Source organism: Microcoleus vaginatus HSN003, from assembly GCF_022701255.1.
Taxonomy (GTDB): domain Bacteria; phylum Cyanobacteriota; class Cyanobacteriia; order Cyanobacteriales; family Microcoleaceae; genus Microcoleus; species Microcoleus vaginatus_B.
In genome coordinates this window covers 2,429,155-2,442,703 of record NZ_CP031705.1, presented here as the reverse complement: position 1 = coordinate 2,442,703, position 13,549 = coordinate 2,429,155, and the positions used below count along the sequence as shown (strand labels likewise).

General features: G+C 47.5%; 12 protein-coding genes. 4 read left to right on the top strand and 8 right to left on the bottom strand.

Annotation, left to right across the window (positions count from 1 at the left end; translation table 11 throughout):
* Positions 1–81 precede the first annotated feature (81 nt).
* Both secA and D0A37_RS10455 read right to left on the bottom strand, forming a co-directional pair.
* Entirely contained in the window at positions 82–2,898 is a 2,817-nt protein-coding gene (gene secA, locus D0A37_RS10460; RefSeq protein WP_242723904.1) for a preprotein translocase subunit SecA, read from the bottom strand.
* Between the two features lie 530 nt (positions 2,899–3,428).
* The gene (locus tag D0A37_RS10455) at positions 3,429–3,695 is read right to left on the bottom strand and encodes a hypothetical protein (RefSeq protein ID WP_242723902.1); all 267 of its coding nucleotides are present in this window, start codon (positions 3,693–3,695) and stop codon (positions 3,429–3,431) included.
* Between the two features lie 211 nt (positions 3,696–3,906).
* Between D0A37_RS10455 and D0A37_RS10450 the strand changes: the two genes are divergently transcribed.
* Positions 3,907–5,817 carry an ABC transporter ATP-binding protein gene (locus D0A37_RS10450; protein WP_242723900.1) on the top strand — a complete coding sequence of 637 codons (1,911 nt, stop codon included), beginning with the start codon at positions 3,907–3,909 and terminating at the stop codon, positions 5,815–5,817.
* A gap of 201 nt (positions 5,818–6,018) precedes the next feature.
* On the opposite strand, the gene D0A37_RS10445 is transcribed toward D0A37_RS10450, so the two are convergent.
* The 5 genes from D0A37_RS10445 to D0A37_RS10425 all read right to left on the bottom strand — a co-directional run bounded on the left by D0A37_RS10445 (position 6,019) and on the right by D0A37_RS10425 (position 9,520).
* Positions 6,019–6,495, bottom strand: a complete 477-nt coding sequence (locus D0A37_RS10445) for a HEAT repeat domain-containing protein (protein WP_242723899.1) — start codon at positions 6,493–6,495, stop codon at positions 6,019–6,021.
* A 31-nt stretch (positions 6,496–6,526) separates the two neighbouring features.
* Positions 6,527–7,792: a protein kinase domain-containing protein gene (locus tag D0A37_RS10440; protein ID WP_242723895.1), complete on the bottom strand. Its 1,266-nt coding sequence runs from the start codon at positions 7,790–7,792 to the stop codon at positions 6,527–6,529.
* Positions 7,793–7,990: 198 nt separating this feature from the next.
* A complete protein-coding gene (locus D0A37_RS10435; RefSeq protein ID WP_242723880.1) occupies positions 7,991–8,215 on the bottom strand; it encodes a hypothetical protein in 225 nt (74 codons plus the stop codon).
* Positions 8,208–8,426: a hypothetical protein gene (locus D0A37_RS10430; protein WP_242723872.1), complete on the bottom strand. Its 219-nt coding sequence runs from the start codon at positions 8,424–8,426 to the stop codon at positions 8,208–8,210. Before D0A37_RS10430 ends, D0A37_RS10435 begins: the two co-directional genes overlap by 8 nt.
* 149 nt (positions 8,427–8,575) lie before the next feature.
* Positions 8,576–9,520: a ribonuclease Z gene (locus tag D0A37_RS10425; RefSeq protein WP_242723870.1), complete on the bottom strand. Its 945-nt coding sequence runs from the start codon at positions 9,518–9,520 to the stop codon at positions 8,576–8,578.
* Between the two features lie 269 nt (positions 9,521–9,789).
* Between D0A37_RS10425 and D0A37_RS10420 the strand changes: the two genes are divergently transcribed.
* The 3 genes from D0A37_RS10420 (at position 9,790) to D0A37_RS10415 (ending at position 11,522) form a co-directional block, all read left to right on the top strand.
* Complete coding sequence (locus tag D0A37_RS10420) at positions 9,790–10,962, top strand: SpoIID/LytB domain-containing protein (RefSeq protein ID WP_242723868.1); 1,173 nt, start codon at positions 9,790–9,792, stop codon at positions 10,960–10,962.
* A 9-nt stretch (positions 10,963–10,971) separates the two neighbouring features.
* Positions 10,972–11,106, top strand: coding sequence for a hypothetical protein (locus D0A37_RS28965; protein ID WP_278187182.1), 135 nt, complete (start codon positions 10,972–10,974; stop codon positions 11,104–11,106).
* 191 nt (positions 11,107–11,297) lie between these two features.
* Positions 11,298–11,522, top strand: coding sequence for a hypothetical protein (locus D0A37_RS10415; RefSeq protein WP_242723862.1), 225 nt, complete (start codon positions 11,298–11,300; stop codon positions 11,520–11,522).
* A 193-nt stretch (positions 11,523–11,715) separates the two neighbouring features.
* Here D0A37_RS10415 and D0A37_RS10410 read toward each other — a convergent pair whose 3' ends face one another.
* The gene (locus D0A37_RS10410; protein ID WP_242723858.1) at positions 11,716–13,041 is read right to left on the bottom strand and encodes a hypothetical protein; all 1,326 of its coding nucleotides are present in this window, start codon (positions 13,039–13,041) and stop codon (positions 11,716–11,718) included.
* Positions 13,042–13,549: the final 508 nt, after the last annotated feature.

The following is a 13,549-nucleotide window of genomic DNA, read 5'->3' as shown; positions in this document are numbered from 1 at the left end:
CTCGCTTGACTTAGGCATGGACAGGGCTGGGTGGGCAGTGCCCACCTTACCCATTTTTTAACTGTCAACTGTTAACTATTTTCAAACCATCTCTGGCGAAACTTGCATTGCCGGCTGCGGCTGGAACTGGAACAGCGAATAAACCACATTGCGGCGGATATCCGTCATCATGTCCAAAAACAGCTCATAACCTTCAGTTTTGTACTCGATCAGCGGGTCTTTCTGGCCGTAACCACGCAGCCCTACAGACTCGCGCAAAGCATCCATTTGTTGCAAGTGTTCCCGCCACAAAGTATCAATTTGCTGCAAAATAAAGAACCGTTCCGCATCTCGCATCAATTCCGCTCGGATTGCATTAACTTCCGCTTCTTTAATGTCGTAAGCATTGCGGACTTGTTCGTGCAGGAATGTTTTAATTTCCTCAACGGACAAATCTTCTAGTTGATCCGGTGTCATGTCAGCGAGCAGATAAACAAATTCCTTCACCTTGCTCACAAGTTTGTCGAGTTCCCATTCTTCCGAAGGTAAATCGGGATTGATGTATGCTCCTACGATGTCATCCATCGTCTGTTCGGCATACTTAATTACCTGTTCTTTGGAGTCCAAACCCTCCAATACTCGGCGACGTTCCGCATAGATTGCTCGACGCTGATTGTTCATCACTTCGTCGTATTCAAATACCTGCTTGCGGATGTCGTAATAGTAGGTTTCGACTTTTTTCTGAGCGCCTTCTAGGGAACGAGTCAGCATTCCCGATTCGATCGGCATATCTTCCTCAACACCGAAAGCCTTCATCAAACCGGCCACCCGTTCGCCGCCAAAAATCCTCAGCAAATTGTCTTCCAAACTCAAGAAAAACCGTGTAGAACCAGGGTCTCCTTGGCGTCCCGCCCGGCCGCGCAACTGATTGTCGATCCGGCGCGATTCGTGGCGTTCTGTACCGATGACGTGCAAGCCTCCCAACTGCACGACTTCATCGTGTTCGGTGCTGGTAAAAGCATCGTATTCGCTGCGAGTTAAATTGTAAGCTTCCCGCAACTTTTGAATTACCGGGTCTTTTGTCGGCGCTTTTTCCGAAGCTATAGCCACGATATCATCGGCTTGTAATTCCGAGAGCGATCGCTCCCCATACTGCTTCACCGCCAATTCCACCGCCGCCTTGAGCATTTGCTCGGCATTTTTCGATAGCTGCGTCGGGAAAATCTGCGCCGAAGCTTTCCAAGACTTTACCTTTTTCGTAGTCGGAGCAAAACCTTGAGGTGCGGGGCGGCCACTAATACCCGGTACTTGCACCACCGAAAACCCGTCGTCATCCTCGGGTTGCACGATTCGGGGCATAAAATACTCCCGCAACTTGAGGCGCGCCATGTACTCAGAATTACCGCCCAAAATAATATCCGTACCGCGTCCCGCCATGTTTGTGGCGATCGTCACGGCGCCTTTGCGTCCGGCTTGAGCAATAATTTCTGATTCCCGCTCCACATTTTCCGGTTTAGCATTCAGCAAATTGTGAGGAATTTTCCGTTCCAGCAGCAGCCGCGACAGCAACTCCGACTTTTCCACACTCGTAGTGCCCACCAGCACCGGCCGACCGATCTCGTGCATTTCCGCGCATTCTTGGGCGATCGCATTCCACTTCCCCGCCTCCCCCTTATAAACCATATCCGAAAGGTCAGTACGGCTGGTAATCCGGTTAGTGGGAATCAGCGTTACTTCCAGATTGTAAATCTTCTCAAACTCCGTCTCTTCAGTCTTCGCCGTCCCAGTCATCCCCGACAGCTTCGGATAAAGCAAAAAGAAATTCTGATAAGTAATTGTCGCCAGTGTCTGAGTTTCCGGCTGAATTTCCGCCCGTTCCTTCGCTTCGATCGCCTGGTGCAAACCGTCGCTCCAGCGCCGTCCCGGCATCACCCGGCCGGTAAACTCATCCACAATCACGACTTCGCGATCGGGATTGACGATGTAGTTAATATCCTTAATAAACAATTCCTTCGCCTTAATCGCATTAAAAATGTAATGCGCCCAAGGGTCAGCCGGGTCGTACAAATCCGTAACACCCAACAACCGCTCAGCTTCACCAAACCCTTCATCGGTCAACAGCACATTCCGAGCCTTTTCGTCAACCTCGTAATGTTCTTCATTTTCCTTTCTCAGAGCAGCAGCTACCTCAGCCGCCCGCAGATACTTCTCACTGGGGCGTTCCACCTGGCCGGAAATAATTAAAGGCGTCCGTGCTTCATCAATCAGCACCGAGTCAACCTCGTCAATCACGCAGAAATTAAAAGGACGCTGCACTACATCTTCCATGACCGTAGCCATGTTGTCGCGCAAATAATCAAAGCCGACTTCGCTGTTAGTCGCGTAGGTAATATCGCAGCTATAATTTTTCTTTCGTTCCACCTGATCCATGCCCTGCTGAATCAGTCCCACAGTCAACCCCAGGAAGCGGTGTACCTGTCCCATCCATTCCGCGTCCCGCCTTGCGAGATAATCGTTGACGGTGATGATGTGTACGCCTTTACCGTTGAGGGCGTTGAGGTAAGCCGGCAGCGTCGCCACCAGAGTTTTGCCTTCACCGGTTTTCATTTCGGCAATTTGGCCTTTGTGCAGGATAATGCCCCCGAGGAGTTGGACATCAAAGTGGCGCATTCCTAAAACCCGTTGTCCCGCTTCCCGCACCACTGCAAAAGCCTCGGGCAAGATTTCGTCTAGGATCTCTTTCTCCTCGTTGAGAGATTTAGCTTTTGCCAGACGTTCTTGAAACTCCGCCGTTTTTCCTCTGAGGCCGTCGTCTGAGAGTGCGCGGATGTCTTGTTCCAAAATATTGATATCAGCTACCCAAGGCTGAAATTTTCTAAGTTTGCGCGCGTTGGGATCGCCTAGCAGATTTTTAAACATGGCAGGAGAGGCAGATTTTTAATAATTTAGCTATTAGCTTTCAGGGTTACGGGCTGTAGTGTTAGCCACAACATATACCCTCCCCGATTGTAGCAATCATTGGCTCTCCTCGGCCGTGGCTGCGGTCGATCGACCGATTTTGGATTTTAGATTTTGGATTTTAGATTGAATAATCGATCGATTTTGGATTTTGGATTTTGGATTTTCGATTGAATAGTTGACCTCTGTTCCCGGTTATTAAGGGGATGGAGGGCCCTAATCGTCAAACAGCAGACTGACCGATCGCATTTTTGGTGAAACTTCCGCAAGTGCGATCGACCGATTTGAGATTTGCGATTTTCGATTGAATAATTGACCTGTGTTCCCGGTTATTAAGGGGATGGAGGGTCATAATCGTCAAACAGCAGACTGACCGATCGCATTTTTGGTGAAACTTCCGCAAGTGCGATCAACCGATTTGAGATTGGCGATTTTCGATTGAATAATTGACCTGTGTTCCCGATTATTAAGGGGATGGAGGGCCCTAATCGTCAAACAGCAGACTGACCGATCGCATTTTTGGTGAAACTTCCGCAAGTGCGATCGACCGATTTGAGATTTGCGATTTTCGATTGAATAATTGACCTGTGTTCCCGGTGATTAAGGGGATGGAGGGTCATAATCGTCAAACAGCAGACTGACCGATCGCATTTTTGGTGAAACTTCCGCAAGTGCGATCGACCGATTTGAGATTTGAGATTTTCGATTGAATAATTGACCTCTTTGCGACCGCTTTCGCGAAAGCAACGCTTACGCATTACACCAGTCTGCAAAGCGATCTCGCTTGCTATTTAGCTACCCTTGAACAACGAAACTATACTTAAATATTGCACCAGTCGAATAATCTCACATTTCCTCTGCCCTGCTTGACAACAGGGGTTAAAACCCAAAGTTGATTTCTGGCCTCTGTGACCCTGGTGAAATTTCCCAATTGGTGCATTGTCCTGCTTAGAGTCACCCAGCACATCCATGACTTTTCCACTCAAAGCACGTTTGAAGAGCCAGAAGAATTCACCAAAAATGGTGAGGCCGTTAATTAACCAACATTGGTTGGTGCGGATCGTCCTGCGCTCCATTTCCTACTTCCGCAAAGACTTATGGCTGATCGTCACGCTTTTGCTTTTGATCGGGGCATCGGTGCTTTTCAACCTTCTCAACGCCTGGCCGATGGCGATTCTAGTCGATACGGTTTTGTCACCAACTCCGAAATCCAACTGGATTCATACGCTGTTTCTTGCTCCGTTCGGTGAAAGTACGCTGAACCGAATTTTCGGAATGGCGTTCGTCGCGACGATCATCAGAATCCTGAGTGATACCGTCTTCATGCTTCGTAGGATGTTGAACTACCGCATCCAGTACAACGGAACCTTGCGCGTTCGCACCGAACTCTACGACAAAATGCAGGCGCTTAGCCTCGGCTGGCACGGTTCCCGATCGCAGGGTGACGCAATCTATCGGTTGAGCTACGATAGCCTCGGGCCGTGGGGGGTAATCGATACGCTCATCGGCTCCACTGCCGCATCGGTGACGCTGACGGCGATGATTTGGATTATGCTGTCGCGTCACGTCCTTCTCACCGTGTTTGCACTTTCGTTCACGCCGCTTTTAATACTGGCGAATTGGTACTTCGAGGGAAGGATTAGGCGTCGAGCCTTCGAGTCGAAGCAGACCGATGCGGTGATGACCTCAACCATGCAGCAAGCTATAGAGTTGATCGGGCTGATTCAGTCCTTCGGTCGAGAAGCAACGGAGTCGCGGCGCTTCACAGGGGCGGTCGATCGCAGCGTCACTGCCTCCATGCGGCTCCATTGGCAAGAGAACCTCTATCCGCTAGCGGTTCAGGTAGTCTTCGCTCTGGGAAGTGGGGTAATCTTCGGCTACGGCGGATACCTAGTCTATCGCGACCAGTTCTTGCGTCCGGTGCCCGACGGCGTGACCATTGGCGATCTGCTCGTATTCATGGCGTACCTCAATCAGTTCTGGGACCCGATAGGTTGGGTGTTGGGGTTTACTACTAAGATCCAGACGTTTGTAGCTTCATGCGATCGCGTTTTTACGGTGATCGACGAGCCTCCTGCGATCGCAGACGCGCCTGATGCGCGATCGCTTCCCGTCCAGCCCCGCACGCTAGCACTTGCCGACGTGAGCTTCGAGTACAACTCTGGGCAACCGGTCTTGCGGAACATCAGTGCTAGTATCGAGCCGGGTCAGATGGTGGCGTTTTTGGGCCCTAGCGGGACGGGAAAGAGCACGCTGCTCAATCTTTTGCCGCGCTTCTATGACCCGACATCGGGCAGCGTCCTCCTCGACGGTGTTGACCTCCGCACCCTTAAGGTGGCCGACGTTCGCAAACACATGGCGATCGTCTCGCAAGGCAGCCCACTCTTCCCCGGAACGATCGCCGAGAATATCGCCTACGGTCGCCCGGATGCTCTGCTCTCCGATATTCGGGAGGCGGCGGTCGAATCCGGGGCTGCCGAGTTCATCGAAACCTTGCCGGAGCAGTATGATACTTTAATCGCTGAGGGCGGTCAGAACCTCTCGGGCGGACAGCGACAGCGCCTAGCTATCGCGCGGGCGCTCGTCACTAACGCTCCCATTCTCATCCTCGACGAACCCACGAATGCGCTGGACTTGAAGCACGAGCAGTGGGTCATAGAGACCCTGCAACGTCTGCGCCGCAAAAGAACGATCATCTTGGTCACGCACCGACTCGAAACTGCCGTAGACTGCGATCGGATTTTTGTGATGCAGGAGGGGGAGATTGTCGAGTCTGGTACCCACGTCGAACTCCTTACCGAACAGGGACTCTACTACCGAATGTTGGGCTACGGTACAGTAAAATCAACAGGACTTACGCACAAACCCTCCATAGAGTAGGGGCACGACATGGCGAACTTATCTGACTCTTTTCAAAGGATTTTAGATTTTAGATTTTAGATTTTAGATTGAATAATTGACCTCTGTTCCCGGTTATTAAGGGGATGGAGGGCCCTAATCGTCAAACAGCAGACCGATCGCATTTTTGGTGAAAAGTCCGAAAGTGCGATCGGGTTTTACTCGCGCAAAAGCTACATACTTCTAAAAAGGCACTGGCGATCGATTTCCCTCACCCGCCACCAAATCCCACAACACATCAATACCTGAGCCGAGATATTCTGTATCCTGATGGCGATCGATCCATTGCACAACAGCAGGCAAAACCTCACTAGATTTCAAACTCAACTTGCCCAAGGCTTCTACTACCGACCAAGGCCTGCTATCCTCTTCATCTTTGAGACGTAACAGCAGGGCGCTGATGACTGCTTCTGAAGTATTTCCCAACTTACCCAAGGCTTCTGTTGTCTCACGGCGCACCCAGTCCTCCTCATCTTCTAGACTTCGCAGCAAGGCACTGATGACAGATTCTGAAGCATTTCCTAACTTGCCCAAGGCTTCTGCTGCCCAGCCACGCACATCCTCGTTCCCATCTTCGAGACGTAACAGCAAGGCGCTGATGACGGATTCTGAAGCATTTCCTAACTTGCCCAAGGCTTCTGCTGCCCAGCCACCAACCAAGGGAGTTTCGGGAGACTTTATAGATCAGCTCTTAACGAACGTCAACAGATATCGAAAAATGACCACTATTATCACCAGTAAGTGGATCGTTTATTCCTAAATATAATTCTCCTTCATTTATGACAGTTATCTCTTTGTCCGCACCTATTTCAAATAGTTCACCACTTGCAGATATTTTCCCAACTAGCACTCCTGCTGGTCTTCCACGAAAGAAACATTCTGCGTGAGGGCAAGGGTTGTTGGAATTACCTGCGGGAGTGGCTTCCCCATAAGATCCATGGTTTGGCCAAAAAATGATTACACCTGATGCTTTTACTCTTAAAACTTGACCAGCTTTTACATATATACCTGTTGGATACAACCCAAAAAAATCTCCACGTAATGCTATCTCTTTGTGTAATTGACTGGATAGAATATTTGTACCTAATGCGAAGTAGCTTATTGCTCCAGTCATAACAAACAAACCTAGAATAATCGCAGGTACATATGGCTTGAGTTGAAATTTTGGTTGCAATTTTGCTAAGGCCACCTGTGCATTGGGTAACCGCTTTTCCAGATGGGGTTCAGTCATCTGGTTTAACCATTTTGTGAAAGCAGGACTGATATTAGGAGTAGATCTGAATTGAATTTGCAGGTTTTTTTGTGGTAGTTCCGTTGGGTGTTTACCAGTCACTAAATAAATTAGAGTTGCTCCTAACCCATAAAGATCAACCGCAGGAGTAATGCGTCCAGTAAATTGTTCGGGCGGCATATATCCATAGCTACCGACCAATGTCATGGTTCCTTTTTCTACAATAGTCTGTGTACCGACCGCTCCAAAATCTACCAAGTGGATTTGGTCTGCAATATCTCCAAAACCATCGGCTAACAAAATATTGCTTGGTTTAATGTCTCTATGGATTAAAGGGGGACGATGTCCATGGAGATATATCAATATTTCTAAGATTTTCTGGGCAATTTGCCGCAGTTCCGCTTCACTAAACCCATGTCCAGATTGTAAGTATTGCTCCAGGGATTTTCCTCTAATATATGTTTGAACCAATGCGATTCCTTTATTCTTTTGTGAGTTGATTTCTATATAGTCTAGATAACGAGGAATCGCTGGATGAGAAAGGGTTTTCAGTGTTTTTATTTCTCGCTTGAATAGTTTTATATCTGCCCAAGTAAGATTTTGGCCAAACCAAAGAATTTTAACTATAACTTGTTGTTCAGTTTGTTGGTCAATTGCCAGGAAAACTTCTCGGCCTGCTTTTTGACTGAGTCGTTCTTGAAGTTGATATCGATTTTTCAAAATCATAAAAATTAGGGATGTATTCTAGTCAGATAGTCAATTCAATAATCTCCTAAACTTTGTCTAGAAAATGGGTGGCGTACTGATGTAAAGTTACCTTACTTAAATCAGGACCAATCCTGTCAGAAGTTTGTAAAAATCCCGTAATATACAAAGAGTTAGGAGAGTCGAAGTAAAAACATAACCTTAAGTTTAATGCGAGTTTCATAACTCGTCAACAACAGAAAATCTTTGCTCTTCCCAAATTGCCCCTAATTGCACCCCAACATTATAGGGCAAAACATTTACACTAGCTCCTGTATCCAGTAAACCCATAACCTCAACAGAACGATTTTGATAAGTTAGTATTAAAGGCAGATACGGAACATCAGCTAAAACACCAAGTCCATCTCGTTTAGGTTGAAAAGGATATCGCCTACTATTAAACATTTTGAGTTTGTTTCTGCTCTGTTTCTAGTAACTGCGTCATTTGCTCTGCTGCACTATTAGAAGTATGCACTGAATATATAATTTCAGCAGATTCATTACCCATTACAATTCCTTCTTCTTTCGCCAATTCTGCTATTAAAAACAGCATCATTTTAAACTTTTCAGCACGAGATAATTGCCGGATTTGGGCTAATAATTCAATATTTGACATAAAACGCCATAGAATTAGTTTTTACATTTTACCCTGATCTTGAGATTTAAACCACTCCAAAACAGCACAGCCTAAGCGTAAGTTTTGAACGGGCCCCAGAGCCCGCCCCGATCGCCATTATTGAAAATGCGGTCACATCTCAGGTCAGATTAAGCCTCGTTTGAAACAGGGCGCGGCACTTCGTAAGTCAAAAAGTCATAGGCCATTTTCGTATTCGGAAAAATTGCCTGCGCTTCCTTGAGCAAATCATCTAAAACGATCGCATTCCCTGGAGCATAGCGCGGGCTAAAATGCGTCATAATTAGCTGTTTAGCCCCAGCAATCAAAGCAACTTGAGCCGCCATTGTTGAAGTTGAATGCAGGCGATCGAAGGCCATTTGAGCATCTTGATGAGCAAAAGTAGCTTCATGAACTAACAAATCGGCATCCTTCGCCAATTCCACGGCTCCCTCACAAAAAACCGTGTCAGTACAATAAACAAACTTGCGCCCGATTTGATCCGGGCCACAAAAATCAGTACCTTTAAACTGTCGCCCGTCCTCTAACTTTACCGTCTTTCCTTGTTTTAATTGACCGTAAACTGGCCCCGAAGGAATACCCACAGCCTTTGCTTTTTCAACATCAAAATGTCCCGGCCGGTCTTTCTCAGTTACTCGATAACCAAAAGCAGTAACTCGGTGCTTCAAAGGGCCGCAGCTAACAATATATTCGTCATCTTCATAGATGACTCCCTCGTGAATTTTGTGTACCTTAACCGGGTAAGAAAAATGAGTTTGAGAATAGCGAACGCCAGCTTGCAAATATTCTTCAAGTCCCGGAGGCCCGTAAAGATCGATGCGCTTGACATTCCCCGCCAAACCGCAGCTAGCCAGCAAACCCATTAAGCCGAAAATATGGTCGCCATGCAAGTGAGTGATGAAAATGCGGCTTAGTTGGCTGACTTTTAGGTCGCTGCGGAGAAACTGGTGCTGAGTTCCTTCGCCGCAGTCAAACAGCCAGAGTTCCGCTCGCTGGGGCAAGCGGAGGGCGATGCTGGAAACGTTGCGCGATCGCGTGGGTACGCCGGAGCTAGTTCCGAGAAATGTAATCTGCAAGAGTCAAATCACCTCAATTAAATCTTAAAAAATATGTTACATATATCCAGAGTGCGCTCACTCAGACATATAGGAAATAGTCGCAGACAGGAACAGGGATTTATCCCGCTTCCTGCGAACATCTATTCGCTAAAATCATTTTTGACAAGCGCACAGAGTGATCAACCCAATTCTAACGTTTTGTTTCTTCCGTTCCCCTTCCTTTTTCCCTTCCCTTCCCTTGCCTTAAAAATTCTTAAACTCATACAGCACAGGAGGAAAATTTTCAAATGCAGTCAGGAGTATTTTTTGCTTCCGTTTTTTCGACATTAAAAAAACGCTACTTTTGGATTTCGCTGTTGTTTTGGCTGGTAATGGTAGCCCCAGCACAGGCCGCGCTGATCTTGCGAGTTGCGGTAGAAGACGGAGCAAGTCAGGTAAAAGTCGGCAGTTCTACTAAGGCTGCAATCCGCGACGGTAGCGGGCGCAATTTGGGGGAACTGTCGGCAAACAGTTCTCAGTCAGCTCAATTTCGATCGGGAAAAGTGGCTCTTGGTCGCTGGGCCGCCAACCAAGTTTGGATCGAGCCGACGGGGAATGGTTATGTTTGGATTGGCGATCGTTGGTATCGGGGACGCACGCTTCTAGTTCCTCAGAGAGGAGGCTTGACTGCTGTCAACTACGTCAATATCGAACAATATCTCTACAGCGTTCTCGGCGCCGAAATGAGTGGCAATTGGCCTCAAGAGGCTTTGAAAGCCCAAGCAGTCGCAGCCCGTTCCTACGCTATCCACCAGCGCCTGAAAAGCGAAACTGACCTTTACGACGTGGACAATACTCAGTCTTCGCAGGTTTATAAAGGACTCCAAACAGAATCTTCTGGGACTTATTCCGCAGTCGATGCAACCGCAGGTCAAGTTCTGGCTTACAACGGTCAGATAATTTTAGCCGCTTTCCACTCTGCGTCTGGGGGACATACTGAAAATGTCGAGGATGTTTGGACGGAACCTCTGCCTTACCTGCGTGGTGTTCCTGACTTCGACCAAGGGGCGCCGGTTTACCAATGGAAAGAAAATTTTTCTCGGGCTCAAATCAGCAGTAAGATTTCTGGCGTGGGCAATGTGATCTCCATGAAGCCAGAACGGACTACCGCTTACGGCAGCGTTTTGAGGATGAAAGTAGTCGGAGATGGCGGTTCTAGGGTCATGACAGGCGCAGATTTACGCCGGGTTTTAAATTTGAGGAGTACGCGGTTTACCGTGATTCCTCAGTATGGGGGTGGGAACCCAAGGAACAGTGGCCAAGCTCCTACCGGTTTTCAAGTGGCTGGCAAAGGTTTCGGTCACGCTGTAGGAATGAGCCAGTGGGGGGCCTACAATTTGGCCAGACAGGGATACGGCTACCAGCAGATTTTGTTGCACTATTACCGAGGTGCTACTTTGGCTAGAATTGCAGTGCAATAACTGGTGGGAATGGGCAAGAGAGAAGGAAGAAGGAAGAAGGAAGAAGGAAGAAGGAAGAAGGAAGAAAGAAGAAGGAAGAAGGAAGAAGGAAGAAGGAAGAAGGGAAAAACGGCTATTCCTGTATCTGTGACTGCCGTGTCCTGAATACAGGGAATTGGGAATGGGGAACTTGTACGGCCCTTTGACTACGCTCAGGAACCGCGTAGTGGCAGGCCAGGAACCGCGTAGCCGAAATATTGGAAAGTGGGAATTGGGAATGATTAATGACTAATGACTAATGACTGACGACTGATGACTGATCACTAACTACATGACTAACTACATTAAGGATTGCTATGCAAAAGTGGGAGTATTTATTTGTGGATGCGAATATGTATCCTTTTGGAAACAAGCTGATTAGTTTATATGTAAACGGTGAAGAACAGCGAGAGTGGAAACAAGGCTCACTGCATCTATTTGTCAATCATTTGGGGGAGGAGGGATGGGAACTTGTGGCTCTAGATCACGACTCTAAGTATGACCAAAATTGTTTGATTTTTAAACGCCCTAAGCTTATTTAATAAAACTCGGAGTATAAAAATTTATGACATCAATAAAGATTGAGATTTTCCCCACTTATTAACAACGAGCTAAAAGCCCGTTCCCCAACAAAAATATTTTATTGTGGAACAGGCTTACTGCCTATTCTTGAAAAGAGGGCAAGATTTTAGGGCAACCTAACTTAACAACAAAAAACTGTTTTTTTCATTAGTATTACAAGTTGTCCGAGCGATCGATCCGGCGCTGCCATTCGGCATCTATTTTGGCTGACTGTTCTAGTTCTTGTTGGGTTAATTCTGTTTCTGTTGTATAAGCCAAGTCTTCTCCAGTCAAAACGTTTTCTGCTGCAAATTCCCGGGCGTAGGCCAGTTTCTTGAGCAAGTTGGCATCGGGTTCGTTTAATAACATTGCTCGCTGCTGACGCTCTTGATTGCGGGATTCTATGCGGCTATTTTTCCACTGAATCCAGAAGTAGCGAATTAAAGGAATTGCGAGAAATCCGACGCCGTAAATCAGGAGCATGGGATAAACAGCGCTGACGAAACCGATAAACCCACCGACGAGCAAATTATTACTTAATAGATTCCCCAAAACTAGCGCACCAACCAGATTGACGGCTCCCAAGCCTGCTGCGAGCAAGATTTTGCCGGAACTGGCCTGACTGAAACGCCACAGCATTTCTCGCAAATAAGCTGCTACTGGTTCAGAATTTCTCTCGGTGGCTGTGGTTTGCAATTGCGGAAAATGGTAGACTATTTGCCCTTCGGGACTGACTTCGGGACGGCCGTCAAAACGAGCGAGAGCCGGTAGCATATATTCTTCGTATTCTTGGGCGTATCCCTGTCCGAGATTGTCGAGATACGGGGCAATTTGTTCGGCGGCGACTGCGCCTCGGTTGTTGCGAATTGTGGTGGCAATATCGCTCCACTTGCGCTCTTCTAGATTGTTATTGGGATTGCCGTCTCCAAATATAAAGGAGAAAACTGCTTCCAGAAAACTCATCTGGGGTTTTGGGTCATCATTTAAGCGCGATCGCTGCTGGTGGTATCGTTGGTCGTGGTTCCAGTAAAATATCCCGCTTAAGTCGTTCCACAAGTAGGGAAAAAACGAAAAGCCGCCGCCTCTGTCGCCCCCGCCACCACCGTCTCCTCCTCCCCCGTTATTGCTGTCGCTGCTGGAGAGTAAACTGGAGACTAAAATAGTGATAGCAACAAAAATTAAGAGGATGGAAGCTACCAGCACTATGCCAAAAGATATCCGAATCAGGTAAAATAAAACTCGCCAGATTTTTTGCCACCATTCCTGCAACTGCAAGCGCCAAAATTTGTTCCGCAAAATATCTCGAAAGTTGTTGGGAAATAGGTAGGCAATGTCGCCGGATTCTGCTACTTGCAGGTTGCCGCCTGCTTCGGAGGCGAGGGTTAACAGTTCTCGCTGGGCAAAATTGACATCTAATCCAGCTTTTGCCACCACGTCTCCAACCGTAACGCGGTAGCCAAGTTGTTCGACGGCTTGCATAATGGTGGGATTCGGAGCCATAGGTTTCTCTCTGTGAAAATTACCTGGTTATTTTTATTATATATTGCGGGAATTCGAGCTGGTTTTGGTGATCGAGTTTCTGATTTTTTTTTGAGGATGCCCTTGACTTGGGGGCAAAATATTGCTAGTGTTTTGCCGAATAACTTTTAAGTGTTGGCTAAACTCGGATAGCTTAATAAAACTTTGTGATTGAATTTCTCCTCGGCAGGCTATTTGCTTGTTTGCTCTGAGGGTCAACGAGGGGGATGCTGGGTACAGTTAGTAGGGGAGGGGGCGCGCGATCGCCCGTTGGCATTAGTTTTCGCAATCCGAAGGAAAGCCATCGAAGAGGATTGCTCCTACACCCTCCAGCAGAACTTTTTCCGCCGGTGCGGTTTTTTGTAAGTTTTGTGTAGAGTGCGAGAGAGAGGTTAAAGAAATCTGGTTTTTTTGCAAGTCTTGCAAGACTTATATAAAATAGATAGAGCTTGCGAGAGTGTTAAACCCAAGGGCGTGTTTTAAGGTTCGC

What these genes read in the sequence shown, in the direction of transcription:
- D0A37_RS10455 (WP_242723902.1), bottom strand. Translation starts at nt 3,695, where the DNA reads ATGCGTAAGCGTTGCTTTCGCGAAAGCGGTCGCAAAGAGGTCAATTAT.
- D0A37_RS10410 (WP_242723858.1), bottom strand. Translation starts at nt 13,041, where the DNA reads ATGGCTCCGAATCCCACCATTATGCAAGCCGTCGAACAACTTGGCTAC.
- D0A37_RS10430 (WP_242723872.1), bottom strand. Translation starts at nt 8,426, where the DNA reads ATGTCAAATATTGAATTATTAGCCCAAATCCGGCAATTATCTCGTGCT.
- D0A37_RS10435 (WP_242723880.1), bottom strand. Translation starts at nt 8,215, where the DNA reads ATGTTTAATAGTAGGCGATATCCTTTTCAACCTAAACGAGATGGACTT.
- D0A37_RS10420 (WP_242723868.1), top strand. Translation starts at nt 9,790, where the DNA reads ATGCAGTCAGGAGTATTTTTTGCTTCCGTTTTTTCGACATTAAAAAAA.
- D0A37_RS28965 (WP_278187182.1), top strand. Translation starts at nt 10,972, where the DNA reads ATGGGCAAGAGAGAAGGAAGAAGGAAGAAGGAAGAAGGAAGAAGGAAG.
- D0A37_RS10415 (WP_242723862.1), top strand. Translation starts at nt 11,298, where the DNA reads ATGCAAAAGTGGGAGTATTTATTTGTGGATGCGAATATGTATCCTTTT.
- D0A37_RS10440 (WP_242723895.1), bottom strand. Translation starts at nt 7,792, where the DNA reads ATGATTTTGAAAAATCGATATCAACTTCAAGAACGACTCAGTCAAAAA.
- secA (WP_242723904.1), bottom strand. Translation starts at nt 2,898, where the DNA reads ATGTTTAAAAATCTGCTAGGCGATCCCAACGCGCGCAAACTTAGAAAA.
- D0A37_RS10450 (WP_242723900.1), top strand. Translation starts at nt 3,907, where the DNA reads ATGACTTTTCCACTCAAAGCACGTTTGAAGAGCCAGAAGAATTCACCA.